Source organism: Pseudomonas sp. R3.Fl, from assembly GCF_023516765.1.
GTDB classification, from domain to species: Bacteria; Pseudomonadota; Gammaproteobacteria; order Pseudomonadales; family Pseudomonadaceae; genus Pseudomonas; species Pseudomonas citronellolis.
The window spans coordinates 5,660,270-5,683,885 of sequence record NZ_JAMGSO010000001.1 but is presented as its reverse complement, the minus strand read 5'-3'; the positions used below and the strand labels follow the sequence as shown (position 1 = coordinate 5,683,885).

The window sequence follows — 23,616 nt, the reverse complement described above, 5'->3', positions numbered from 1 at the left end:
TTCCCGACAACAACACCCAGCAGGAACACCGCCATGAAACTGCATGACATCCCGCTCTCCGGAAATGCCTACAAGGTCCGCCTGTTCCTCAGCCTGATCGGTCAGAGCGCCGAACTGGTCAACGTCGACCTGCGCAACGGCGTGCACAAGCGCCCCGCCTTCCTCGCCATCAACCCGCGCGGCCAGGTGCCGGCCCTAGAGGATGGCGATTTCGGCCTGGGCGACTCCCAGGCCATCCTTGTCTACCTGGCGCGCCGCTATGCCGAGCCGTCCTGGTACCCGCTGGACGCCGAGCCCCAGGGGCGCATCGCCCACTGGCTGAGCTTCGCCGCCAACGAGATCCAGCACGGGCCGGCACAGGCGCGGGTCATCCAGCTGTTCAAGCGCCCCGGCGACCTCGGCGCAGCCCAGGCCAAGGCGCGCCAGGCCCTGGAACTGCTCGACGGGGAACTGTCGCGGCATCCCTGGCTGGCCCGTACGGCCGGGCCGAGCATCGCCGACATCGCGGTCTACCCCTACGTCGCCCTGGCCCCCGAAGGCGGCCTGGACACCACTGCCTACCCCCACGTGCAGGCCTGGCAGGAACGCATCCGCGCCCTCCCCGGCTACCTCCCCCTGCCCACGCTCTGAGCCGTCGAAAAGGATGCCGAACATGCGCCTCGCCAGATGCTTCCTCGCCCTGCTGCTGGGGTTGGCCAGCCTGCCCGGCCACGCCGACGGGCTGCGCTTCGCCCTGGTGCGCACCTCCGGGCTCACCACCCTCGACGCCCTGACCCTCGCCGACGGCGACTGGACGCGAAAGGTGCGCGTCAACCACACAGCGCTGCTCATCCAGCACCATGCGGCCACGCTGCTGTTCGACACCGGCCTGGGCAGCCAGGCGCAGGCGCAGTTCGCCCAGGACATGCCCTGGTGGGACAAGCCGCTGTTCCGTTTCGGCGAGGTGCATCCGGTGCGCGAGCAACTGGCCGGCAGCGGCATCCGCATCGACCGCATCTACCTGTCCCACGCACACTGGGACCATGCCTCGGCACTGGTGGACTTCCCCGAGGTGCCGGTATGGGCGCCCTATGCGGAAATCGACTACGCCCACATCGCCACGCCGCCGGCGGTGTTCCCCAGCCAGTTCAGCGCGGCGACGCCCTGGCGGCCCTACGTGTTCTCGCCCACGCCCTTCCTGGCCTTCGACGAGAGCCTGGACCTGTTCGGCGACGGCAGCCTGGTGCTGGTGCCGATGCCCGGCCACACGCCCGGCTCGGTCGGCCTGTTCCTCACGCTGGAGGACGGCCGCCGCTTCTTCTTCAGCGGCGATACCAGCTGGCGCCTGGAAGGCTTCAGCGGTCCGCGGCAGAAGTTCTGGGTCAGCAGCCGCCTGGTGGACCGCGACCGCGGGCAGACCCTGGCGCAACTGGCGAAGGTCCACGAAATGCTCCTGGCGCACCCGGAAATCACCGTGGTCCCGGCGCACGACGCGCAGGTACAGGACCGCCTCGGCTACTACCCGCACTGGGTGCAATGAAAGGCCCTCCTTTGGTGCAGAGCGCAGGGGGTAGGCCAACTCCAGGCAAATCAGCGGGATAACTCGGAGAACAGCGACTAAGGTCTAAGAGTCGGAAAAAGCCTGTAATGATTTAGTAGGCAGGCTGTAACAGATCGACATGCCGGCGTAGTCCAGGCATCACCGAACTGCTCAAAGCGCTCGAGGAGACAATAACAATGAGCAAGACTCCGATCGCCCGCGCCGTGGCCATGGCCACGCTGGGTTCCACCTGCATCATCCCCGCCCTGGCTCACGCCGACTTCATCTCGGACAGCAAGGCCAGCGTCGAACTGCGCAACTTCTACTTCAACCGCGATTTCCGCACCTCCACTCCGGCCCAGCAGAGCAAGGCCGAAGAGTGGGCGCAGGGCTTCATCCTGCGTTACGAGTCCGGCTATACCGAGGGCACCATTGGCGTGGGGGTAGACGCCATCGGCATGCTCGGCCTGAAGCTGGACTCCAGCGCGGACCGCACCGGCACCGGCCTGCTGCCCAAGACCGCCAGCGGCGACGCCGCCGACGACTACAGCAAGCTGGGCATGACCGCCAAGCTGCGCTACGAGAAGAACACCCTGAAGGTCGGCACCCTGATCCCGAAACTGCCGGTGATCATGCCCAACGACAGCCGCCTGCTGCCGCAGGTGTTCCTGGGCGGCGCCTTCAACTCCACCCAGCTCGACGGCCTGACCTTCGACGCCGGCCGCCTGAACCAGACCAACCTGCGTGATTCCTCCGACTACCAGGAGATGACCATCACCGGCGGCGGCAAGAAGAACATCACCTTCCGCACCGGCGCCACCACCAACGAATTCGACTTCGCCGGCGGCACCTACGCCTGGACCAAGAACTTCAGCACCGGTTACCACTACGGCCAGCTGGAGGACTTCTACAAGCAGCACTTCCTGACCGCGACCTACCTCCTGCCGATCACCGAGGGCCAGTCGCTGAAGACCGACCTGCGCTGGGCCAAGTCCAACGACGACGGCACCAGCAACGTCGACAACAAGGCGCTCAACGCCATGTTCACCTACAGCCTGGGCTACCACGCCTTCGGCCTCGGCTACCAGAAGATGAGCGGCGACACCGGCTTCGCCTACATCAACGGCACCGATCCCTACCTGGTGAACTTCGTACAGATCAACGACTTCGCCAACAAGGACGAGAAGTCCTGGCAGGCCCGCTACGACTACAACTTCGCCGGCATCGGCATCCCCGGCCTGACCTTCATGACCCGCTATGTCAAGGGCGACAACATCGACCTGCTGACCACCAGCGGTGAAGGCAAGGAATGGGAACGCGATACCGATATCGCCTACGTGTTCCAGGACGGTGCGCTGAAGGGCTTTGGCGTGAAATGGCGTAACGCGACTACCCGCAGCAACTTCAGCCGGAACTCGGCGGCCAGCAACGCTGCGGATGAGAACCGTCTGATCCTCAGCTATACCATGCCGCTCTGGTAGCGGACTGCCGGCGGGGGCCATGCGTAGTGGCCTTCCGGCCTGGTGCCAGTGGCCTTGATGGTAATTTGGGCTACTCATGAAAATGCCGTTTCTCTCCCTGGGGGAAACGGCATTTTTATGTGGGATGGGCTCTGGCTACGCTTGCGGAGCTTTGTCCCGTGCTCCGCCTCCCACCTCGTCATTCCCGCGAACGCGGGAACCCAGTTGCCTTGGCTTGGGCGTTTCTGCGCCGCTCCGAGTCTGCGGAGATTTTTTGTTTCGCCCCCTCGGGCGAGTCCCTTTTGTCAAACGCCACAAAAGGAACCAAAAAGGCTTGCCCCAACATACGGGCCCGATGAAGCCGGGCTACCCTCACGAATTCCCCCGCCACGGAGGCCCGCCCCGAGGGTACGTCCCTGTAGCCCGCGGGGCTCTCGCGACATCCATGTCGCATGACCTCCTGAGCGCGGGTTTCGCTCGGCCTTCTGAAGGGGCGTTTCGGTGCGCGCGGGTGTTTCTCTGGAAGTCCAAGAGCAAACGCGCTTTTGCTCTTCGTAGGAGCGAGCTTGCTCGCGAACCCAAAGCCACTGGGTTCCCGCGTTCGCGGGAATGACGAGGGTGGGTGAGGAGTATCAGGATGACTCAGGATTCTCCCTTCGCTCCGAACAGCCCCCTCTCCCTTCAGGGAGAGGGCTGGGGAGAGGGCGCTCTAAAGCCCTGCACCCAAAGTCCTCAGCAAATCCGTAGGGCGCATAACGCCTACGGCGTTATCCGCCGTTTTTCTTGGCTTCGGTGCATCGACCAACGGCGTATAACCGCGAACGGTTATACGCCCTACGCTGAGCACGATCATAGGAGCAGACTCACCAGCCACACCACATACCCCAATGGCACGGACAGCATTCAATCGTGGTTGATCGCCCCGATCTTGTGGATCGACAGGTCGGCACCGTAATACTCCTCCTCCTGGCTCAGGCGAATACCCACCACCGCCTTGATCCCGCCGTAGACCAACAGCCCACCGACGAAGGCGATGACCACGCCCAGCAGAGTGCCCAACACCTGGCTGACCAGACTCACCCCACCCAAACCACCCAGCGCCTGCTGGCCGAAGACGCCGCAGGCGATGCCGCCCCAGGCGCCGCACAGGCCGTGCAGCGGCCATACGCCGAGCACGTCGTCGAGCCTCCAGCGTGTCTGCGCCGCGGTGAACACCCAGACGAACAGCGCACCGGCCACAAGGCCAGTGGCCAGGGCGCCCACCGGGTGCATCAGGTCGGAACCGGCGCACACTGCTACCAGCCCGGCCAACGGGCCGTTGTGCAGGAAGCCGGGGTCGTTGCGCCCCACCAGCAGCGAGGCGATGGTGCCGCCGACCATGGCCAGCAACGAGTTCACCGCCACCAGGCCGCTGGCGTGGTCCAGGGTCTGTGCGCTCATCACGTTGAAGCCGAACCAGCCGACCACCAGGATCCAGGCGCCCAGGGCCAGGAACGGGATGTTCGACGGCGCGAAGGCCACCAGCCGGCCCTCGCGATAGCGGCCGTTGCGCGGGCCCAGCAGCAGCACCGCGGCCAGCGCCAGCCAACCGCCGAAGGCATGCACCACGACGGAGCCGGCGAAGTCATGGAAAGGCGCGCCGAATTTCAGCGCCAGCCAGGCCTGCAGGCCATGGTTGCCGTTCCATGCCATGCCCTCGAAGAAGGGGTAGACGAAGGCCACGATCAGCGCCGTGGCGCACAGTTGCGGGGCGAATCTGGCGCGCTCGGCGATGCCTCCGGAAATGATCGCGGGGATGGCGGCGGCGAAGGTCAGCAGGAAGAAGAACCTGACCAGCGCGTAGCCGTTTTCCGCACTCAGCTCGCTGGCCGGCTTGAGGAAATCCACGCCGTAGGCGATCCAGTAGCCGACGAAGAAGTACGCCAGGCTGGACACGGCGAAGTCCGAGAGGATCTTCGACAGCGCATTGACCTGGTTCTTCAGGCGCACCGTGCCGACCTCGAGGAAGGCGAAGCCGGCGTGCATGGCCAGCACCATCACGGCGCCCAGCAGGATGAACAGGGTGTTGGAACCGTGGATCAGGGTTTCCACGGCACTGTTGAGGTTTTCCATGAATCAGGCAGCCCCGGATCAGACCGAAAAAGCACCAAAACAGCTCATCGCCCCGGCGCACCGCACCAGCATGAAGCGCAGGCGCACCGATAAGGTCCACCCCACTGCTCCACACAGCACACGAGGATGCGCAGGGGTACCTCTGTTTTTTTGATTTTTCTTTTGTCTTTCAGTTGGTTAATGGATTTTCCGGCGGTCTTCGGACGTCCCTGAACGCCCCTCTCTGGGGCACTCGCACCGGATGACGCACCATGGCGTTGCAAGCGGCATACCATGCGTGAAACGGGCGAAGCGGCGCGGACTGGTCTTCAATGAACGGGCCTGTGCCCTGCTCTGCGTCGCCGCTTCGCCGGCGATTTATGGGAAACTTCCCAACGCCATGGGGCTCAGAAACCAGTGAACCCCTCGCAAACACAAGGAGCCTCACAATGCCCCGCAAGAGCACCGCGAATACCACCAAGGACGAACTGCTGGCCGAATTCCAGGCCCTGGTGGCCGATACCGAGAAACTCCTGCAGACCTCCGCGGAACTGGCCGGCGAGGAAGCCGACGCCCTGCGCGAGCAACTGCGCTCCGGCCTTGGCCGGGCCCGCGAACGCATCGATGCGGCGCAGAGCGCCGTGCGCGACCAGGGCCGCGCGGCGGTAGACGCCACCGAGGACTACGTCGGCGAACATCCCTGGCAGGCCGTGGGCGTGGCTGCCGGCGTCGGCTTCCTGCTCGGCCTGCTGGTCGGACGGCGCTGACCGATGAGCGACGCCACGGACGCCCCGCAACACCATGGCCCTTCCGTGCGGCGCTTCGGCGCCGCACTGCTGGGCCTGCTGCATGGCCATGTCGAACTCTTCGGCCTGGAACTGCAGGAACAGAAGAGCCGTACCCTGGCGCTGTTGCTGTTCGCCGGGCTGGCGTTGCTGTTCGCCCTGCTGCTGATACTGGGCCTGTCGCTGCTGGTGCTGGTGCTGTTCTGGGACAGCGACCGGCTGGCCGCGGTGCTCGGCCTGTGCGCCTTCTATGCGCTGGGCGGCGGGCTGTGCGCCTGGCGCCTGTACCAACTGGTGGACGACGACAGCTCGCCGTTCAGCGCCACCCTGGAAGAACTGGCCCGCGACCGGGAGCAACTGCTGCCATGAGTGAACTGCCGCCACTCTCCCCCCGCCCCTCGCGGCGGGAACTGCGCAAGGCGGTGCTGCGCCTGCGCCTGGAAGTCCAGCGCCAGCAACTGCGCCAGGAAAGCGAGAAGCTCCTGCAGCCACTGCGCCAGGCCCGCGACCTGGGCCAGGGCGTGCGCCAGCAGTTTAGCGGCGGCGCCTCCCTGTGGGCCGCCGGTGGCGCCGCAGCCGCGGCCGCCCTGATGCTGCGTCGCAAACGCGGCCTGGTGCGTCTGCTGCGCCTAGCCGTGGTGCTGGCGCCCCTGCTGCTCAAGCTGCGGAAGACGGCGGACAAACCGACGAAACCGACTGCGGACCAGGGCGGCTGAGCGCCCTGGCTGCATTCTTGCTAGGAGGCAATCCCGGGCCGGCGGCAACGCCTTCCTTTTCCTCCCACTAAGGATGTGTCCCTTGATCGACGGGCAACCGATCGCCTGCTTCCAGCCCTTCATCGATACCGCCACCGGCCTCATCGCCGGGGTCGAGGCCCTCGGCCGCATGCGCCAGGCCGACGGCCAGTTGCTCTCGGTGGGCCCGCTGTTCGTCGATCCGAAGATTCCCCCGGCCACCTTGCGCCGCCTCGACCGGCAGATCCGCGACGACGCCCTGGCGCGCCTGCCGGAAGCGCCGGCGGACTGGTTCCTCAGCCTGAACATCTCGCCGCGCTGGATCAGCCGGCTGCGCCCCAACCAGCCGCTGCCCAGCCTCAAGCAACTGCAACAGCACGGCGTCGACCCGCACCGGGTGGTCTTCGAGATCACCGAGCTGGGCGGCGGCAACCAACGCCTGCCCGAGGTGGTGGCGCGCTACCGCGAAGCCGGCGCGCGCATCGCCATCGACGATTTCGGCGCCGGCTATTCCCAGCTCGACCGCGTGCTGGCGCTGCAGCCGGACATCCTCAAGCTGGACATGCGCCTGTTCCAGCAGGCCGCCCGTGGCGGCCCCAGCGGCGAGGTGGTCAAGGCCCTGGCGCAGATGGCCGAGAAGACCGGGTGCTGGATCATCGCCGAAGGCGTGGAAACCGAGGCGGAACTGGACTTCGCCCTGGAATGCGGCGCGCGCTTCGTCCAGGGCTACCTGTTCGCCCGCCCGGCCCTGGACTTCCCCGCCAGCGACGCCTACCTCGACGCCTTCGGCCAGTGGCGCGACCGCTACGTGCAGCGCAAGCTGAGCGAACGCGCCCGGCTGGTGCAGCTGCGCCAGCAACTGGCCGAGCTGGTCGCCAACCTGCGCCCCTGGGCCGAGGGCGGCGCGCGCCTGGCCAGCCTGCCCACGCCCGACGGCTTCCCGCGCCTGCTGCGCGTCTACCAGTGCGACCGCCACGGCACGCAGATCTCGCCCAACCTGGAATGGAACGGCCTGTTCTGGAAGGAGGACCGGCGCTACGTCGGCCACAACTGGTCCTGGCGCCCCTACTTCTACCAGTTGCTCGCCGAGGGCTGGGAAGAGCGCCGGCTGACGCTGTCCAACACCTACCGCGACGCCACCTCCAACCAGTACTGCATGACCGCCGGGCAGTTCATCGACCAGGGCCGCCGCCTGCTGCTGATCGACATCGACGCCGAAGGCCTGTAGGCCGCGATTGAGATTGCCGCGGGCAAGGGGTAGCGTTGGCTGCACCACGAGCAATCGGACGAGCGAATGGACTGGCATACCCTGCTCCCCCGCGAGCGCCTCGGCAAACCCGTGCACAGCAGCGCGGAACTCGGCCGCAGCGCTTTCCACAAGGACCACGACCGCATCATCTTCTCCGGCGCCTTCCGCCGCCTGGGGCGCAAGACCCAGGTCCACCCGGTGTCGAGCAACGACCACATCCACACGCGCCTGACCCACTCCCTGGAGGTCGGCTGCGTCGGCCGTTCGCTGGGCATGCGCGTCGGCGAGATGCTGCGCGGCGAACTGCCGGAATGGTGCGACCCGAGCGACCTCGGGGTGATCGTCCAGTCGGCCTGCCTGGCTCACGACATCGGCAACCCGCCGTTCGGCCATTCCGGCGAGGACGCCATCCGCCACTGGTTCCAGCAGGCCGCCGCGCGCGGCTGGCTCGATGCCATGGACGCCGACGAGCGCGCCGACTTCCTCAATTTCGAGGGCAACGCCCAGGGCTTCCGGGTGCTCACCCAGCTGGAGTACCACCAGTTCGACGGCGGCATGCGCCTGACCTTCGCCACCCTGGGCAGCTACCTGAAGTACCCCTGGACCGCGCGCCACGCCGACTCCCTTGGCTACAAGAAGCACAAGTTCGGTTGCTACCAGAGCGAGCTGCCGCTGCTGGAGCAGATCACCGAGAAGCTGGGCATGCCCAAGCTCGACGACGAGCGCTGGGCGCGCCACCCGCTGGTCTACCTGATGGAGGCGGCGGACGACATCTGCTACGGCCTGATCGACCTGGAAGACGGCCTGGAAATGGAACTTCTCGACTACCCCGAGGTGGAAGCCCTGCTGCTCGACCTGGTCGGCGACGACATCCCCGAGACCTACCGCCAACTCGGCCCCAGCGATTCCCGCCGGCGGCGCCTGGCTATCCTCCGCGGCAAGGCCATCGAGCACCTGAGCAATGCCGCCGCACGAGCCTTCGTCGAGCAGAAGCAGGCCCTGCTGGACGGACGCCTGGTCGGCGACCTGGTCGAGCACATGAGCGGCCCGGCCAAGCGCTGCGTGCAGCAGGCCAAAGCCCTGGCGCGGCAGAAAATCTTCCAGGACAAGCGCAAGACGCTGCACGAGATCGGCGCCTACACCACCCTGGAAATCCTCCTCAACTCCTTCTGCGGCGCGGCCCTGGAACAGCATGGCGGGCGCAGCCCGTCGTTCAAGAACCAGCGAATCCTCGACCTGCTCGGGCACAACGCACCGGACCCCGACTGGCCGCTGCACAAGGCCTTCCTGCGCGTCATCGACTTCATCGCCGGGATGACCGACAGCTACGCCACCGAAATGGCGCGGGAGATGACCGGGCGCTCCAGCCCGGTGTGAGGCCCGGTTTCGTCGCGGCCGCGACGAAACCCCGGCGCTAGGCCTAATGCCGTTCATTTAAGCGATGCTTTGAGTTGGCGAAGGCAGGAGCGTAGGGCGCATGACCTCCACCGCCATCCGTGCCACCGGGATTTCCGGCGTGGCCGGTGAGCCCAATCGCGGACGGAGTCCTACGTCCGTGCCTTCCTGGAACTGTAGGAGCGGGCCCTGCCCGCGATTTCGCGCGCAGGGCGCGCTCCTACATGGGAATGGTGCGGGTGGGCGGCGTAGGAGCGGCTCTCATCCGCGAATCGCGCCGATATGTCCGGCTATCGCGGACAGGGTCCGCTCCTACGAAGAGCCCCACGGCGTGGCCGGCAAGGCAGCCCCGTAGGATGGGTTGAGCCTGCGAAACCCATGCGGCGGTGGCACGGGGTGTGGTGTTTACCGGGGGTAGGAGCGGACTCCGTCCGCGATTGGGCTCCCGGACCACGCCATGAGCCCAAATGAAAAATGCCGTTTCTCCCAGACGGAGAAACGGCATCCTTACGGCGCTAGGCCGGATCGTCCTCGGTGGCCGACTGCAGCGGGCGGATCTGGCCCTCCTCGTCCAGTCGCTTCAGGTGGCCATGCAGGCTGGCCTGCAGCGCATCCAGCGCCCTGCGCAGTTGCTCCACGGCACTGCGCAAGGTCGAGAACTCGGCGCGCTCGGTGCAGACCTTCTCCAGCTCCGCGCAACGATCATGCAGGGCCATGGCGCCCACCAGCCGCGCCGCGCCCTTGATGCGGTGGGCCAGCTCGGCCAGGCGCCGCCTGTCCTGGGCGTGCAGCAAGGGTTCGAGCTGTTCGGCGTCCGCCTCGTTGCTCGACACCAGCTCGGCCATCAGGTTGCGCGTCAGCTGGGCGTTGCCGCCGGTCATCTCCAGCAGGGCGCCGATGTCCAGGTCGCCCTCCTCCTGCGGGTGTTTTTCAGGAACCGGTTCCGGCGGCATGATCTCGCCGCGCTGAAGTTGCTCCAGTTGCTCACGCAGCTGCTCGATGCTGATCGGCTTGAACAGGCAGTCGTCCATGCCGGCCTCCTTGCAACGGATGGTTTCGTCGGGCTGGGCATTGGCCGTGAAACCGAGGATGGGGGAACGCGCCGCGCCGCTCTCCCGCTCGATCTCGCGAATCCGCCGGGCCAGGCTGTAGCCGCTGAGCACCGGCATGTTGCAGTCGGTGATGACCAGGTCGAATTCGCCGGGCCGCCACATCTGCAGCGCCTCACCGCCGTCCGTAGCCATGGCCACGGTGTGCCCGAGGTGTTCCAGCTGCTGCGCCAGCAGCAGGCGGTTGACCGGGTGATCGTCCACCACCAGTACGCGCAGCGTCCTCTGCACCACCGCACTGCGCAGGATGATCGAATCGTCTTCCGGCGCCAGGGGCTCCAGCACCTGCAGCACCAACCTGACGTGCACCTTGGTGCCCACGCCGGCCACGCTCTCCAGGCGCACCGAGCCCCCCATCATTTCCGCCAGCTTGCGGCAGATGGTCAGCCCCAGCCCCGTGCCGCCATGGTTGGTGCTCCCCTCGCGCTGTACCTGGCTGAAGGGTTCGAAGAGCTGCTTCTGGTCTTCCTCGGCGATGCCGATGCCGCTGTCCTCGACACACACCTCCAGCGCCAGCCGCTCGTTCGGCAGCGGCTCGCCCGACACCCGCACCCAGACGCTGCCCGCGTCGGTGAACTTGATGGCGTTGCTCACCAGGTTGGAGAGAATCTGCTTGAAGCGCAGCGGGTCGATGAGTACGTCGCAGGCTGCCTCGGTTTCGATCTCCAGCTTCAGCAGCAGGCCCTTCTGCCGGGCCAGGCCGTCGAAGACGCGGGCCACCGATTCGATCAGCTCGCGCAGGCGCGCCCGTTCGGGCAGCAGTGTCAGGCGGCCGGACTCGATCTTGGCGACGTCAAGGATGTCGCCGATCAACAGCAGCAGCGACTTGGCCGACTCGTAGGCCACCTCGATCGGCCCCTGTTCGCCGCAACCGCCGCAGCGATTGCGCGTCAACGCCAGTTCGAGCATGCCGATCACCGCATTCATCGGCGTGCGGATCTCGTGGCTCATGGTCGCCAGGAAGGTGCTCTTCGCCCGGCTGGCTTCCTCGGCCTGCTCCTTGGCGATCTCCAGTTGCTGAAGCAGGCGCTCGCGCTCGGTGACGTCGACCCAGCCGGAAACCACGCCGCGGAGCTTGCCGGACGCGCTGTGGTAGGGCGTGAGCCAATGGTGCACCTGGCGCGTCTCGCCGTTGATCTCCAGCATGCGGTCGACGGCGACCGACTCCCCGCTGGCCATTACCTGGAGGTATTCCCGGTGCAGGCCCTCGGCCTGTTCCGCCGAAAGCCAGGTGCAGTCCGCCAGCTGCGAGCCCACCGCCAGGTCTTCCGGCAGCCCGGTGGCCTCGCGGAACGCCCTGTTGCAGGTGATCAGGCGCCCATCGGCGTCGCGCACCGAGACCGGCTGGGGAATGCCGTCGATCAGTGCGCGCTTGAACGCCAGGCGGTCCTGCAGCTCCAGCTCGGCGCGGCGGCGCGCGCGCATCCGCAGCAGCAGGTACCAGTTCCACAGCAGGATCAGCCCGAGCAGCGCCAGTCCGCCCCACAGCAACCAGAAGAACTGCGAGCGGTAGCCTTCCCAGACGCTGTCCGGCGACGCGCCGCTGGTGGACCAGCGGCTGATGATACTGGCCATGTCTTCCGGCGAGATCGCCAGCAGGGCCTTGTTGAGGATGCTCAGCAGCTCCGGGTCGGCCCGCGAGACGCCCAGGGAGATCTGCGCCGGCTCCAGGTCCAGGGTCGCGGCGATGCGCAGGTCGCGGTAGTAGCGATTGACCAGGAAGGTGGCGGTGAGCATCGGCTGCAGCGCGGCATCCGCCTTCCCCTCCTGCAGCAACGGCAAGGCATCGCTGTAGTTGTCCACCTCAACCAGCTTCACCCGCGGGAACTGCTCGCGCACGTAGGACACCAGCGAACTGCCATGGGCCACCGCCACGCGCTTGCCGTTGAGGTCGGCGAGGTTGTTCAGCCGGGTGTTGTCCTTGTGCGTGAGCAGCACGAAGGAGGTACTCAGGTAAGGCCGGGTGAAGTCTACGTGCGCCTCGCGCTCGACGGTGGGCGACATGGTGGCCAGGGCATCGACCTGGCCCCGGCGCACCTGGGTGAACATGCCGGAGATCGACGAGGTCGGCACCACCTCGAACTGCAGGCCGGTACGGGTGCGGATCAGGTCCAGCAGGTCCGCGACTATGCCGCGGAAATTGCCCTGGGAGTCGAAGAAGGTCAGCGGGGCCAGCGACTGGTCGATGCCCAGGCGCGGCCGCCGGTTGCGCTCCAGCCAGCGAAGCTCCTGGGGCGTGAGGTTCAGCCGGTGGTTGGAGATGGAGAACACGCCGCCCACGCTCCAGCGCCGCTGGATGGACAGGTGTTGCTGGGCGCTGATGTTCTGCAGCACCTCGTTGACGCTGTAGAGCAGCGGGCTGCCGTCCTTGCGCGCGGCGAAGGAAAAGCCGACGCCGTTGAAGTTGGCGAAGTTCAGCAGCTTGAGGTTGACCAGGTAACCCTGGCTGATCAGGTACTGCGCGCTCAGGGCGTCGCCGACGTAGGCGTCCACCTGCCCGAGGGCGACGGATTCCAGGGCGCGGCGCAGCGAGTCGAAATGCACCACCTCGGCATCGGGGAAATGGTCGGCCAGCTCCTTCGGCGAGAAGTAGTCGCCCACCACGGCGAGCCGCCGGCCGGCCAGTTGCAGGTCGCCTTCCAGGCGCATGTCCTGCTGCCCGACGATCACCGGCTGGTTCAGGGAATACGGGCGCGACAGCAGCAGGTCCGGGATCTCGGCCTCGAAGCCGGTGGCGCGGCCGATCAGGTCGATCTCTCCATCCTGCAGCGCCTGGATGGTCTGGCGCCGGGACGGGTAGCGACGCATCTCGATGCGGACGTTGAGCGCTTCGCTGACCAGCCCGAGGTAGTCGGCGGTGACCCCCTCCAGCTCGCTGCCGCTGACGGTGACGATCAGTGGCGCATAGTCCGGCGCGGCCACCCCCACCACCAGCGTGCGCTTCTCGCGCAGCCACTGCCAGTCCGACTCCGGCAGCTCGACCCGCGGCCTCTCGGGAAGCGCCGCCGTACGGGCCAGCAAGGCGAGTTGCGTCCAGGGCGCGGGGGCCTGGACCTCTGCGGCCCAGGCCCCCATCGCCAGCATCGCACCGAGAACGGCACCCAGCAGCGCCCTGCACTTCGAGCCCATGGCGACTGTCTCAGACCAGTGCGTTGCGCTTGGCGAACTCGATCAGGTCGACCAGCGAATGGGCATTGAGCTTCAGCAGCAGGCGCGTCTTGTAGGTACTGACGGTCTTGTTGCTGATGAACATCTGCTCGGAGATGTCCTTGTTCGAATAACCATTGGCCAGGTATTGCAATACCGACATTTCCCGGTCGGAGAGGCGCTGGATGAGTTCATGGTCATCCATGCTGCCGTTGTTCTTGCGCGCCGGGCGCACGGCCGTGCTGGGGAAATAGTTGTACCCGGCGATCACCGCATTGACCGCGCTGATCAACTCGGCCAGCCCGCCCTGCTTGCAGACGAACCCGGAGGCCCCGGCCTGCATGCAGCGCATGGCGTAGAGCGAGGCGCTCTGGCCGGTCAGCACGAGGATCTTCAGGGGCAGGTTGAACGCGGTCAGACGGCTGATGACTTCGAGCCCGTCCAGCTTGGGGATGCCGATGTCCAGCACCACCAGCTCCGGCAGCAGATCCTTCACCAGGGACAGGGCGTCCACGCCGTTGTCGGTTTCCCCGATGATGGTATGACCTTCCTTTTCCAGCAGAACGCGCATTGCCATCCGTATCACCGGATGATCATCGACGATAAGAACCTTGCTCAATTTTCAATCTCCGACAGACTTCCCAAGAGTGCGCCGTAAGATATCGTCTAGGAAATCAGTGTCGAGATTAACTGGTGCCACTTTTAACATCTTAAGTAAATTCCCATACATCAAAGTATAAATTCCTACACAAACTTGATCGACCAACTTCCGTTAACTTTCAAGCCGGACTTTTTCAACATCTCCTAATGCAAATTCCTACAACGGAAATGGAAGTTTTTTAAATAAATGGCACCCGCCAGCCGGCACACTGCGGCCGTTATCCAATTCGGTACGCGCGACCATGAACATATCGATCCCATCCAGCCTGCTGGTGCTGGAGGACCATGCATTTCTGCGCGAGGCCACCGTGCACGGCTTGCGGGTCCTCGGCTACGAGCAGGTCCTGGCCGCCGGCGACGGGGACAGCGCCATCGAACTGCTGAGGCAGAAGGGCGGAGTCGACATCTGCATCTGCGACGTGCTGCCGCCGGGCATGGACCTGCTCGGGTTCCTGCGCCTGGCGGCCCAGGAGAAGCTGCTGCGGGCGATCATCGTGGTCAGCGAGGTACCCGCCGACCTGCGCCGGGCCATTGCCCACATCGCCACGCTGTACGGCCTGTCGGTGCTCGGCGAGCTGACCAAGCCGCTGCAGATGTCCAGCCTGCAGGCGCGCCTGCGCCACTACAGCCCTGCGCCCGCCGCCGCCCCGCCGCTGCCGCGGCCGACGCCATCGGCGCTGGAGGTCTGGCAGGCCATGCGCAACCGGGAGCTCAGGGCCTACTACCAGCCCAAGGTCGACCTCGACACTCTGCAGGAGATCGGCGCCGAGGTGCTGGTGCGCTGGGACCACCCGGTCTACGGGCTGTTGCGCCCGGCCTACTTCCTCGCCGCGATCCGCCGGATGAAACTGCTGCCCGACCTCTTCGACCTGGTTCTGGACCAGGCCCTGGATTTCGCCCGGCGCGAGCTGCGCCACGGCACCCAGCGAGCGCTGTCGATCAACATCGACCTTGAGGTGCTGCAGCAGCGCGACCTGGCCGGCCACCTGAAGGAAAAACTGCGGCAGACCGGCGTCGACCCCGCCAGCCTGACCATCGAGATCATCGAAGGGGGGCTGGCGACCACGCCCCTGGCCAGCCTGGAGAACCTCACCCGCCTGCGCCTGCTCGGCTGCAACGTCGCCATCGACGACTTCGGCACCGGCTACTCCTCGCTGCAGCGTCTTTGCGACCTGCCCTGCAACGAAATCAAGCTGGACGCCTCCTTCATCCGCGACATGCAGCACAACCCGCGCACTCACGAGTCGGTCGCCAGCACCCTGGTGCTGGCGCGCCACCTGCAGTTGCGGGTGATAGCCGAGGGCATCGAGACCTACCAGCAACTGCAGCGCATGCGCGAACTGGGCTGCCGGTTCGGCCAGGGCTTCCTGTTCGCCCGGCCGATGTCGGAGGACGCCTATCGCCACTGGACCGGCGTCGACCTGCAACCGCCGGAGCCGGAAGCCGGCTCCGCGCTGGAACTGGAGGGCGTGCGCACGCCACCGGGCTGAGCCCGGAGTAGACGCCCGTTTCAATCTTGTTGGTGAATGGGCTGCTCCGGATACCAGGCATCCTGCAGGGGGCTGACCGAACTGCCGCTCAGCTCATCCTGCTGCTTCAGCCAGTCCTCCACGGCCTTGCGCTGCTCCCCGGTGACCGAGCCGCGGCGCGCCAGGCACACGAAGCCGAAATCGTCGCAACCGGTATAGGCCAGGCCGTTGGCGGTGATGGCCTGCTCCACGAAGCGCTTCAGGAAGGCCTGCCGCGCCTGCTCGGGGAGCCCTTCGCGATAGTCGAGCGACAACTCGAACCCCAGTTCCTGGAATTCATCGACGCAGAGCTTCTTGCGCAGACGACGGGAACGGTTGCTGGCCATGTGGCGAATCTCCTCGATTGATGACGGCATGCGGGACACGGGCGGAAGCCGCCCCGCACAGACTCTAGCAGTTCGGGCGCAGCGCTCCCACGCGCATCGGCTTACAAACCCCAGCGCATCCCGCAACGGCTTGCGGCATAATGCGCCGGCGCGTTGCCGCGTCACTGGCGCAATCGTCTATCGTCAGTGTTTTCTTTCGTCACCTTCGTCATGTCGATGCCCTGAACCGGGATTTCACTTCAAATATGTTCAAGTCGCTGCGTGTTCTCGCCTTCGCTACCCTGCTGCCCTTCGCCCTGCCCACCCTGGCCGCCCCGATCAAGTCCGCCCTGCCCGAACGGGTGGAGAAGGCGCTCAGGGCCAGCAAGCTGACCAACGACGCCCTGTCGCTGGTGATGATCCCCCTGGACGGCCCGGGTGCGCCCACCTACTTCAACGCCGACGTCTCGGTGAACCCGGCCTCGACCATGAAGCTGTTCACCACCTATGCCGCCCTGGAGTTGCTGGGCCCCACCTACCAGTGGAAGACCGAGTTCTACACCGACGGCAAGCTGCAGGACGGCGTGCTCAACGGCAACCTCTACCTCAAGGGTGGCGGCGACCCCAAGCTGAACCTGGAAAAGCTCTGGCTGATGATGCGCGACCTGCGCGCCAACGGCGTGCTCAAGGTCAACGGCGACCTGGTGCTGGACCGCAGCTACTTCAACCAACCGCAGCTGCCGGTGTTCAACGATGATGGTGGCGACGACAACAAACCGTTCCTCGTCGGCCCCGACGCTGCCATGGTCAACCTCAAGAGCGTGCGCCTGGTGGTGCGCAGCGAAGGCAACCAGGCCTCGGTGATGATGGACCCGCCGCTGGCCAACGTGCGCCTGGAGAACCAGATCAAGGTCAGTGGCCCGGCCAACTGCCCGGCCTGGCCGAAGCTGCGTTTCGTCCCGGAAACCCGCGCCGAGGGCACCGTGCTGGTGGCCGCCGGCGAGATTCCGCGCGGCTGCAGCGCGCAGACCTACATGTCGCTGCTCAACCATCCGGGCTACACCGCCGGCGCCATCCGCGGCATCTGGCAGGAACTGGGCGGCAGCATCAGCGGTGCCGACCGCCAGGGCACGGTGCCGAAGAACGCCACCCTGCTGGCCCGCGCGCTGTCGCCGGACACCGTGGACATCATCCGCGACATCAACAAGTACAGTAACAACACCATGGCCCGCCAGGTGTTCCTCAGCATCGGCGCGCAGAACCGCACCAGCGCGGACGCCAACGACGGCCTGGCGGCGCAGCGGGTGATCCGCCAGTGGCTGGCGCGCAAGGGCATCACCGCTTCGCACCTGGTGATGGAGAACGGCTCCGGGCTGTCCCGCGACGAGCGCGTCAGCGCCCGCGAGATGGCCGCCATGCTGCAAGCTGCCTGGCACAGCCCCTACGCCTCGGAGTACATCTCCTCGCTGCCGATCGTCGGCATCGACGGCACCATGCGCAAGCGCCTGCGCCACACGCCCATGACCGGCGAGGCCCACGTCAAGACCGGCACCCTCAACACCGTCCGCGCCCTGGCCGGGTTCAGCCGCGACGCCCGCGGCAACAACTGGGTGGTGGTGGCCATCCTCAACAGCAACCGGCCGTGGGGCGCTTCGTCCATCCTCGACCAGGTGCTGCTGGACCTCTACGCCTCCACCCGCGGCCAGTGAAACCAGCCGCGGGGCCCTGGCGAATCAGCGAGCGCTGATGCGCCAGGCCCGGTGGATCTTCGGGTTGCGGGCGAAGTCCTGGTCGAGGGTCTGGGCGCTGATGTCCTCGACCTGGTAGCGCGCTGCCAGGCTCGGCTCCAGCTCGAACTTGCGGAAGTTGTTGGAGAAGTACAGCACGCCGCCCTTGGCCAGACGGGTCATGGCCAGGTCGATCAGCTCGACCTGGTCGCGCTGCACGTCGAACACCCCTTCCATGCGCTTGGAGTTGGAGAAGGTCGGCGGGTCGATGAAGATCAGGTCGTATTCGCCGCGGTCCGCCCGCAGCCATTCCATGACGTCGCTCTGCACCAGCTTCTGCTTGTCGGAGAAACCGTTGAGCGACAGGTTGCGCCGCGCCCAGTCCAGGTAGGTCTTCGACAGGTCGACGCTGGTGGTGCTGCGCGCGCCGCCCTTGGCCGCATGCACGGTGGCGGTGGCGGTGTAGCAGAACAGGTTGAGGAAACGCTTGCCGGCGGCCTCGCGCTGCAGGCGCAGGCGCATCGGCCGGTGGTCGAGGAACAGCCCGGTGTCCAGGTAGTCGGTGAGGTTGACCAGCAGGCGCACGCCGCCCTCCTCCACTTCCATGAAGCGGCCTTCGCTGTTCTGCCGTTCGTACTGCTTCCTGCCGGCCTGGCGCTCGCGGCGCTTGATGACGATGCGCTCGCTGGGAATGCCGAGGGCCTGCGGCAGCGCCGCCAGGGCGTCGAGCAGGCGGGCCTGGGCCTTGGCCGGGTCGATGGACTTGGGCGCGGCGTATTCCTGCACGTGCACCCAGTCGCGGTACAGGTCCACGGCCAGGGCGTACTCGGGCATGTCCGCGTCATACACGCGGTAGCATTCGATTTTCTCGCGCCTGGCCCATTTGCCCAGTTGCTTGAGATTCTTCTGCAGGCGGTTGGCGAACATCTGCCCGCCCTCGCTCAGGCGCGCCGGCTCCGCCGGAGCTTGCACGGCGCCATCCTGGCGCGCCTCGGCACCGCGCTCGCCGGTGACGAACTGACGCGGCTCCACCTCGAACATCAGCAGCTTGCACGGCAACGCGCCGTTCCAGAAGGCGTACTGCTTGTGGCTACGGATGCCCATGCGCTTGCCCAGTTCCGGCGCCCCGGTGAAGACCGCGGCGTTCCAGCCCAGGCAGGCCTGGCGCAGGCGCTCGCCGAGGTGCTGGTAGAGGTACAGCAGGCTGGCCTCGTCGCCCAGGCGCTCGCCGTAGGGCGGGTTGCAGATCACCAGGCCGCGCTGGCCCTTGTCCGGGCGCGGTTCGAAGGTGGCCAGCTCGCCCTGGTAGACCTTCACCCACTCGCCCAGACCGGCGCGCTCGATGTTGTTGCGCGCCGGCTGGATCAGCCGCGGGTCCGCCTCGTAGCCGCGGATCCACAGCGGCGGCCGCGCCAGGCCGACGGCGGCGCGTTGCTCGGCCTCGGCCAGCAGTTTGCGCCAGAGGACCGGGACGTGGCCCAGCCACTTGTCGAAGCCCCAGTGCTCGCGCTTGAGGTTGGGGGCGATGTCGGCGGCCATCAGGCCGGCCTCGATCAGGAAGGTGCCGACGCCGCACATGGGGTCGGACAGCGCCCCGCCCTCGGCGGCCAGCTGCGGCCAGCCGGCGCGGATGAGGATGGCCGCGGCGAGGTTTTCCTTCAGCGGCGCGGCGCCCTGCTGCAGGCGGTAGCCGCGCTGGTGCAGGCTGTGCCCGGAGAGGTCCAGGGACAGCACCGCCTGGCCGCGGTCCAGGTGCAGGTGGACGCGGATGTCAGGGTTGACCTTGTCCACCGTCGGCCGCCGGCCGAACTCGGCGCGCAGGTTGTCGACGATGGCGTCCTTGACCTTGAGCGCGCCGAAGTGGGTGTTGTCGATGCCCGAGCCCTTGCCGCTGAACTCCACCGCCAGGCTGCCGCCGGGGTCCAGGTGATCGCTCCAGTTGACCGCGTTCACGCCCAGGTACAGTTCCTCGGCGTTGGCCACCGGGAAGCGCGCCAGCACCAGCAGCACGCGGTTGGCCAGGCGCGACCAGAGGCACAGCCGGTAGGCCGTCTCCAGGTCGCCGCGGCCGCGCACGGCGGACACCTGCGCGCGGGCATCGCTCAGGCCCAGCGCCTGCGCCTCGTCCAGCAGCAGGCCGTCGAGGCCCTTGGGGCAGGTGAGGAAGAGTTCGTAGTGTTCCGACATCGCCATTCCCGGGCCGCAGCCCTTTCCAGAGGGGCCTCGGCCCCTGTTGACCGGATGCCGCGTGAAAACGCTGGCACCCGGCCATGGTTCATTTCAAAAGGTTTCACAAAACCCGCGACCCGAGGTCGCAGCTACTTGCCCGCTCGTCGGGATGAGAGAACCTCTCAATTTCCTGGCAGTTCGCCAGGCTGCCTCGCACAAGCCCCTGAACATGCGGTTTCGGGCAATTTGCCCGACCCGCCCGGGGGAAAAACTTATGGCTTGAACCCATAAGAGTTAAGTCTTTATGACAAATTGGTTGTTCACAGGCTCGAAGCCCATGGTTTAGAACTCAGCTTAACCCGTCGCCGCAAAGGTGTCGGGCGGGGTCTGTCACGCCGGCAACAGGCCCCTTTTTGGCGGAACTGTCCGCCAGGCCTCCCAAGGGGGCCAACGGGACATAACAGTCAACAAGTGAGGGCAACACCCTATGAGAAGACTCAAGCGTGATCCGTTGGAAAGAGCCTTTATGCGCGGTTACCAGTACGGCATCAGTGGCAAGTCTCGCGATCTCTGTCCTTTCACCCATCCCACCACCCGGCAGTCCTGGCTCAACGGCTGGCGCGAGGGTCGCGGCGACAACTGGGATGGCCTCACCGGCACCGCCGGTCTTCAACGTCTGAATCAGATGCAACACGCCACCAGTTGACCAAAGGATCACACCGATTTCCCCAAGGCACGCCCCATCCGGGCGGCAGGGCGTAAGCCCAAGGGCTCCGAAAGGAGCCCTTTTTATTTGCCCGCGCGCTGCGCCTGGGCGATGGCGTCCACCGCTTCGCGGATCAGCGCCGGCCCCTTGTAGATGAAGCCCGAGTAGATCTGCACCAGGCTCGCGCCGGCGGCGATCTTCTCCGCCGCATGGGCGCCCTCGGTGATGCCGCCCGCGGCGATGATCGGCAGGCGGCCACCCAACTCGCCAGCCAGCACCTTGACCGTGTGGGTGCTCTTCTCGCGCACCGGCGCGCCCGACAGGCCACCGGCCTCGTCACCGAACGGCAGCCCCTCGACGCCTTCGCGGCCCAGGGTGGTGTTGGTGGCGATCACCGCATCCATCCCCGCCTCCACCAGCGCCGCGGCGACCAGGGCGGTTTCCTCGTCGGTCATGTCCGGGGCGATCTTGATCGCCAGCGGCACGCGGCGGCCATGCTGTTCGGCCAGGTCTTCCTGGCGCTGGCGCAGGGCCTCCAGCAGTTGCTTGAGCGAGTCGCCGAACTGCAGGCTGCGCAGGCCCGGGGTGTTCGGCGAACTGACGTTGACCGTGACGTAGCTGGCGTGGGCGTAGACCTTGTCCAGACAGATCAGGTAGTCGTCCACCGCGCGCTCGACCGGTGTGTCGAAATTCTTGCCGATGTTGATGCCCAGCACGCCGCGGTACTTCGCGGCCTTGACCCGCTCCACCAGGTGGTCGACGCCCAGGTTGTTGAAGCCCATGCGGTTGATGATCGCGGTGGCCTGCGGCAGGCGGAACAGCCGCGGCTTGGGGTTGCCCGGCTGCGGGCGCGGGGTGACGGTGCCGATCTCGACGAAGCCGAAGCCCAGTTGGGCGAAGCCGTCGATGGCGTCGCCGTTCTTGTCCAGGCCGGCGGCCAGGCCCACCGGGTTGGGGAAGTCGATGCCCATGACCTGCACCGGCAGGCTGGCCGGCTTCGGGCAGAACAGGCCGTTGAGCCCCAGGCGGCCGCCGGCGCCGATCAGATCGATGGACAGCTCGTGGGAGGTTTCCGGGGAGAGTTTGAACAGCAGCTCGCGGGCCAGGCTATACATGGTCGGGCATCGGTCGGCAAAATGGGGCGCTAGTATAGCCGGCCGGCCTGCCCCTAGGCGAGGCGCGGCCGCGGCGGGCCCGGCATGGCGCTCGCCCTTGAAAGGAAGGAAGCAACATTTGTCACTGCCCGGAAGCACAACCGCGACTGGCTTACCTATGCTTAAGGCTGTCGGCCGGGCATCGGGAGTTTGCCTTCGATCATGAATCCACCCCGCAACATGGTCCAGCGTCTCGCGGCCATCGCCCAGCGCCTGGGGCTCGGCAACGCCGACCTGCACAAGGTCTCGCAGCGCACCCGGTCCCTGGCCCTGAGCTTCAGCGCACCGGCGAGCCCGCCCAGCGGCATCGGCTGGCAGTCCGGCGCGCCGCTGTACCGCCTGATCGACCTGCCGCGCGGCGCCCTGTCCGGGCCGGTGCAGGAAGACAAGGCGCGCGCCCATGCCGCACTGAAGAAACTGGTTGGCTCCCGTCTGCTGGAGCTGCACGATGTCGACCTGCGCGAGGTGGACGGCCTGTGCACCCGCGGCTCCCTGGCGAATTCGGCGCTACCCGACTTCGAAGCCGTGGCGGCCGGTGATGCCGGACGCAAGGTGCGGATCATCAGCTACCGGGACTTCGGCAAGGCGCTTGGGCAGGCCCTGCCCGGCTTCGAGCGCGGCATCGAGCTGCAATTGCGCCGGGCCGACTGGCATGGCCAGCGGCTGTTCCTGGAGCTGGACAACCACACCGAGGCGTTCGCCTGCGCGGTGGCCTATGCGCGCCGCCGCGGCCTGGAACTGCGCCTGCCCGGCAGGGTGCGCCAGTTCAGCCTGCAGGGCAGCGCCCTGGACGACCTGGAGCGGCGCTACCACATGCTGGCGATGCCGACCCAGGCCTGGAGCGATGCCGGGTTCATGGGCCTGCTGCTGGACACCGGCCTGCCCTATGCGCGCTTCGGCCTGTTCAACAGCGAAACGCCGGAATCCCTGCTGCTGCCCAAGGACCACCCGCAAGCCGACGAATTCGGCGCCGGCCTGCGCAACATCGGTGCCCCGGACCTGCTGGGCTACCTGCGCGGCTGCGTCGCCTAGTCCCGCGTCTCTTCTTCGGACTCGTCGTCATCGTCGTCGGTCTCTGCGACGAGCTCGCGCCCCGGCTCCTGGCGCAGGCGCTCGAGCACGTCGTGGTGGCGGTTGCGCCACTCCTCCAGGCTGAGGCTGCTGCTCTCCAGCAATGCGGGGTTCTGCTCCACCAGGTAGACGGCGGCGGACTGCGCCGAATCGGCGATCTCCCAGGCCACCGACGCCGAGTCGATGGGCCCTTCGTAGGTGATCCAGCGGGCGAAATCCGGATAGACGCTGCAGACCTTCTCGAAATCCTCGTCGCGCATGCGCTGGCGACCGAACTCGATGTTCTCCACCGTCTTGGCCTTCATGCCGACGATCTTGGCGAATTCCGGGCGTTTGAGCCCGGTCAGCTCACGCAGGCCACGCAGTCTTTCCCCAGCGGTAAAAAGGAAACGTTTCTTCACGATCTGTAATCCATTTCCGGACATTCGAAGCACCATACAAAAACACTAATATTTAGTGTATTGTCTCGAGAGAGTCATTTAGTCTCCCTCCCCTAATAGCGCAGGCCATGGTGCAGGACACCACATGAAAGTGGAAGAACCCTTCTCCCCCGCTCCCGAGGACGAAACCTATTACTTGAGCCTCGAGCGTTTCGCCGAATTGCTCGGGATGTCCGATCAGCCGGAGGTTCTGGAGGAATGGATCGCCAACGGCAAGCTGCCGACGCGGGTAATTGCAGGACATCGCCTGGTTGACCTCAGAGAATTCCTACGCTCAGACGGGAAACCAAAGCCCTGAACACGCCGGAACTCCCACACTTATAAGCAGCCCACCGGGAGCAGGTGCGTGGTCATCCGCCGTGCCTG

20 protein-coding genes are annotated in these 23,616 nt (G+C 66.4%); 13 read left to right on the top strand and 7 right to left on the bottom strand.

Annotation, left to right across the window (positions count from 1 at the left end):
* Positions 1-33: 33 nt before the first annotated feature.
* From M8R19_RS25115 to M8R19_RS25105, 3 genes are all read left to right on the top strand, one after another.
* Positions 34-630 (top strand): glutathione S-transferase family protein, encoded by a 597-nt coding sequence (locus M8R19_RS25115; RefSeq protein WP_249919242.1) that lies wholly within the window; start codon positions 34-36, stop codon positions 628-630.
* 22 nt (positions 631-652) lie between these two features.
* Positions 653-1,519: an MBL fold metallo-hydrolase gene (locus M8R19_RS25110; protein WP_502942974.1), complete on the top strand. Its 867-nt coding sequence runs from the start codon at positions 653-655 to the stop codon at positions 1,517-1,519.
* Positions 1,520-1,716: 197 nt separating this feature from the next.
* On the top strand, positions 1,717-3,000 hold the full coding sequence (locus tag M8R19_RS25105; protein ID WP_249919240.1) for an OprD family porin: 1,284 nt from the start codon (positions 1,717-1,719) through the stop codon (positions 2,998-3,000).
* Between the two features lie 882 nt (positions 3,001-3,882).
* Here M8R19_RS25105 and M8R19_RS25100 read toward each other — a convergent pair.
* Positions 3,883-5,091, bottom strand: coding sequence for an ammonium transporter (locus M8R19_RS25100; RefSeq protein WP_249919239.1), 1,209 nt, complete (start codon positions 5,089-5,091; stop codon positions 3,883-3,885).
* Positions 5,092-5,519: 428 nt separating this feature from the next.
* Here M8R19_RS25100 and M8R19_RS25095 point away from each other — a divergent pair, with 428 nt between their 5' ends.
* The 5 genes from M8R19_RS25095 to M8R19_RS25075 all read left to right on the top strand — a co-directional run bounded on the left by M8R19_RS25095 (position 5,520) and on the right by M8R19_RS25075 (position 9,215).
* Positions 5,520-5,837, top strand: a complete 318-nt coding sequence (locus M8R19_RS25095) for an ElaB/YgaM/YqjD family protein (RefSeq protein ID WP_009621315.1) — start codon at positions 5,520-5,522, stop codon at positions 5,835-5,837.
* A 3-nt stretch (positions 5,838-5,840) separates the two neighbouring features.
* The gene (locus tag M8R19_RS25090) at positions 5,841-6,224 is read left to right on the top strand and encodes a phage holin family protein (RefSeq protein WP_009621313.1); all 384 of its coding nucleotides are present in this window, start codon (positions 5,841-5,843) and stop codon (positions 6,222-6,224) included.
* Positions 6,221-6,571, top strand: a complete 351-nt coding sequence (locus tag M8R19_RS25085; protein WP_249919238.1) for a hypothetical protein — start codon at positions 6,221-6,223, stop codon at positions 6,569-6,571. Before M8R19_RS25090 ends, M8R19_RS25085 begins: the two co-directional genes overlap by 4 nt.
* An 82-nt stretch (positions 6,572-6,653) precedes the next feature.
* Entirely contained in the window at positions 6,654-7,817 is a 1,164-nt protein-coding gene (locus tag M8R19_RS25080; protein ID WP_058490698.1) for an EAL domain-containing protein, read from the top strand.
* A 66-nt stretch (positions 7,818-7,883) separates the two neighbouring features.
* Positions 7,884-9,215, top strand: a complete 1,332-nt coding sequence (locus M8R19_RS25075) for a deoxyguanosinetriphosphate triphosphohydrolase (RefSeq protein WP_074979989.1) — start codon at positions 7,884-7,886, stop codon at positions 9,213-9,215.
* Positions 9,216-9,748: 533 nt separating this feature from the next.
* Here M8R19_RS25075 and M8R19_RS25070 read toward each other — a convergent pair.
* Both M8R19_RS25070 and M8R19_RS25065 read right to left on the bottom strand, forming a co-directional pair.
* On the bottom strand, positions 9,749-13,363 hold the full coding sequence (locus M8R19_RS25070; RefSeq protein WP_249919237.1) for a transporter substrate-binding domain-containing protein: 3,615 nt from the start codon (positions 13,361-13,363) through the stop codon (positions 9,749-9,751).
* Between the two features lie 118 nt (positions 13,364-13,481).
* On the bottom strand, positions 13,482-14,108 hold the full coding sequence (locus tag M8R19_RS25065; protein WP_024128782.1) for a response regulator transcription factor: 627 nt from the start codon (positions 14,106-14,108) through the stop codon (positions 13,482-13,484).
* Positions 14,109-14,391: 283 nt separating this feature from the next.
* Here M8R19_RS25065 and M8R19_RS25060 point away from each other — a divergent pair, with 283 nt between their 5' ends.
* Positions 14,392-15,639, top strand: a complete 1,248-nt coding sequence (locus M8R19_RS25060) for an EAL domain-containing response regulator (protein ID WP_074979994.1) — start codon at positions 14,392-14,394, stop codon at positions 15,637-15,639.
* Between the two features lie 20 nt (positions 15,640-15,659).
* On the opposite strand, the gene M8R19_RS25055 is transcribed toward M8R19_RS25060, so the two are convergent.
* The gene (locus tag M8R19_RS25055) at positions 15,660-16,004 is read right to left on the bottom strand and encodes a YggL 50S ribosome-binding family protein (protein ID WP_249919236.1); all 345 of its coding nucleotides are present in this window, start codon (positions 16,002-16,004) and stop codon (positions 15,660-15,662) included.
* 245 nt (positions 16,005-16,249) lie between these two features.
* Here M8R19_RS25055 and dacB point away from each other — a divergent pair, with 245 nt between their 5' ends.
* Entirely contained in the window at positions 16,250-17,692 is a 1,443-nt protein-coding gene (gene dacB / locus M8R19_RS25050; RefSeq protein ID WP_249919235.1) for a D-alanyl-D-alanine carboxypeptidase/D-alanyl-D-alanine endopeptidase, read from the top strand.
* 24 nt (positions 17,693-17,716) lie between these two features.
* Here the strand turns inward: dacB and rlmKL are convergent, their stop codons facing one another.
* Positions 17,717-19,897 carry a bifunctional 23S rRNA (guanine(2069)-N(7))-methyltransferase RlmK/23S rRNA (guanine(2445)-N(2))-methyltransferase RlmL gene (gene rlmKL, locus M8R19_RS25045; RefSeq protein WP_116426148.1) on the bottom strand — a complete coding sequence of 727 codons (2,181 nt, stop codon included), beginning with the start codon at positions 19,895-19,897 and terminating at the stop codon, positions 17,717-17,719.
* 469 nt (positions 19,898-20,366) lie between these two features.
* Between rlmKL and rmf the strand changes: the two genes are divergently transcribed.
* Entirely contained in the window at positions 20,367-20,585 is a 219-nt protein-coding gene (gene rmf / locus M8R19_RS25040) for a ribosome modulation factor (protein WP_009621292.1), read from the top strand.
* 83 nt (positions 20,586-20,668) lie between these two features.
* On the opposite strand, the gene M8R19_RS25035 is transcribed toward rmf, so the two are convergent.
* Positions 20,669-21,700, bottom strand: a complete 1,032-nt coding sequence (locus tag M8R19_RS25035) for a quinone-dependent dihydroorotate dehydrogenase (RefSeq protein ID WP_009621290.1) — start codon at positions 21,698-21,700, stop codon at positions 20,669-20,671.
* Positions 21,701-21,901: 201 nt separating this feature from the next.
* Here M8R19_RS25035 and M8R19_RS25030 point away from each other — a divergent pair, with 201 nt between their 5' ends.
* Positions 21,902-22,771, top strand: a complete 870-nt coding sequence (locus M8R19_RS25030; protein ID WP_249919234.1) for a DUF6685 family protein — start codon at positions 21,902-21,904, stop codon at positions 22,769-22,771.
* Here the strand turns inward: M8R19_RS25030 and M8R19_RS25025 are convergent.
* The gene (locus tag M8R19_RS25025; protein ID WP_371263854.1) at positions 22,768-23,211 is read right to left on the bottom strand and encodes a helix-turn-helix domain-containing protein; all 444 of its coding nucleotides are present in this window, start codon (positions 23,209-23,211) and stop codon (positions 22,768-22,770) included. The two genes, M8R19_RS25030 and M8R19_RS25025, sit on opposite strands and share 4 nt — an antisense overlap.
* Positions 23,212-23,335: 124 nt before the next feature.
* On the opposite strand from M8R19_RS25025, the gene M8R19_RS25020 reads away from it, so the two are divergent.
* Positions 23,336-23,548, top strand: a complete 213-nt coding sequence (locus M8R19_RS25020) for a helix-turn-helix domain-containing protein (protein WP_249919233.1) — start codon at positions 23,336-23,338, stop codon at positions 23,546-23,548.
* The last annotated feature ends 68 nt before the right edge of the window (positions 23,549-23,616 follow it).

Coding starts and splice junctions, on each gene's coding strand:
- M8R19_RS25115 (WP_249919242.1), top strand. CDS start 34: ATGAAACTGCATGACATCCCGCTCTCCGGAAATGCCTACAAGGTCCGC.
- M8R19_RS25110 (WP_502942974.1), top strand. CDS start 653: ATGCGCCTCGCCAGATGCTTCCTCGCCCTGCTGCTGGGGTTGGCCAGC.
- M8R19_RS25105 (WP_249919240.1), top strand. CDS start 1,717: ATGAGCAAGACTCCGATCGCCCGCGCCGTGGCCATGGCCACGCTGGGT.
- M8R19_RS25100 (WP_249919239.1), bottom strand. CDS start 5,091: ATGGAAAACCTCAACAGTGCCGTGGAAACCCTGATCCACGGTTCCAAC.
- M8R19_RS25095 (WP_009621315.1), top strand. CDS start 5,520: ATGCCCCGCAAGAGCACCGCGAATACCACCAAGGACGAACTGCTGGCC.
- M8R19_RS25090 (WP_009621313.1), top strand. CDS start 5,841: ATGAGCGACGCCACGGACGCCCCGCAACACCATGGCCCTTCCGTGCGG.
- M8R19_RS25085 (WP_249919238.1), top strand. CDS start 6,221: ATGAGTGAACTGCCGCCACTCTCCCCCCGCCCCTCGCGGCGGGAACTG.
- M8R19_RS25075 (WP_074979989.1), top strand. CDS start 7,884: ATGGACTGGCATACCCTGCTCCCCCGCGAGCGCCTCGGCAAACCCGTG.
- M8R19_RS25060 (WP_074979994.1), top strand. CDS start 14,392: ATGAACATATCGATCCCATCCAGCCTGCTGGTGCTGGAGGACCATGCA.
- M8R19_RS25055 (WP_249919236.1), bottom strand. CDS start 16,004: ATGGCCAGCAACCGTTCCCGTCGTCTGCGCAAGAAGCTCTGCGTCGAT.
- dacB (WP_249919235.1), top strand. CDS start 16,250: ATGTTCAAGTCGCTGCGTGTTCTCGCCTTCGCTACCCTGCTGCCCTTC.
- rlmKL (WP_116426148.1), bottom strand. CDS start 19,897: ATGTCGGAACACTACGAACTCTTCCTCACCTGCCCCAAGGGCCTCGAC.
- rmf (WP_009621292.1), top strand. CDS start 20,367: ATGAGAAGACTCAAGCGTGATCCGTTGGAAAGAGCCTTTATGCGCGGT.
- M8R19_RS25035 (WP_009621290.1), bottom strand. CDS start 21,700: ATGTATAGCCTGGCCCGCGAGCTGCTGTTCAAACTCTCCCCGGAAACC.
- M8R19_RS25030 (WP_249919234.1), top strand. CDS start 21,902: ATGAATCCACCCCGCAACATGGTCCAGCGTCTCGCGGCCATCGCCCAG.
- M8R19_RS25020 (WP_249919233.1), top strand. CDS start 23,336: ATGAAAGTGGAAGAACCCTTCTCCCCCGCTCCCGAGGACGAAACCTAT.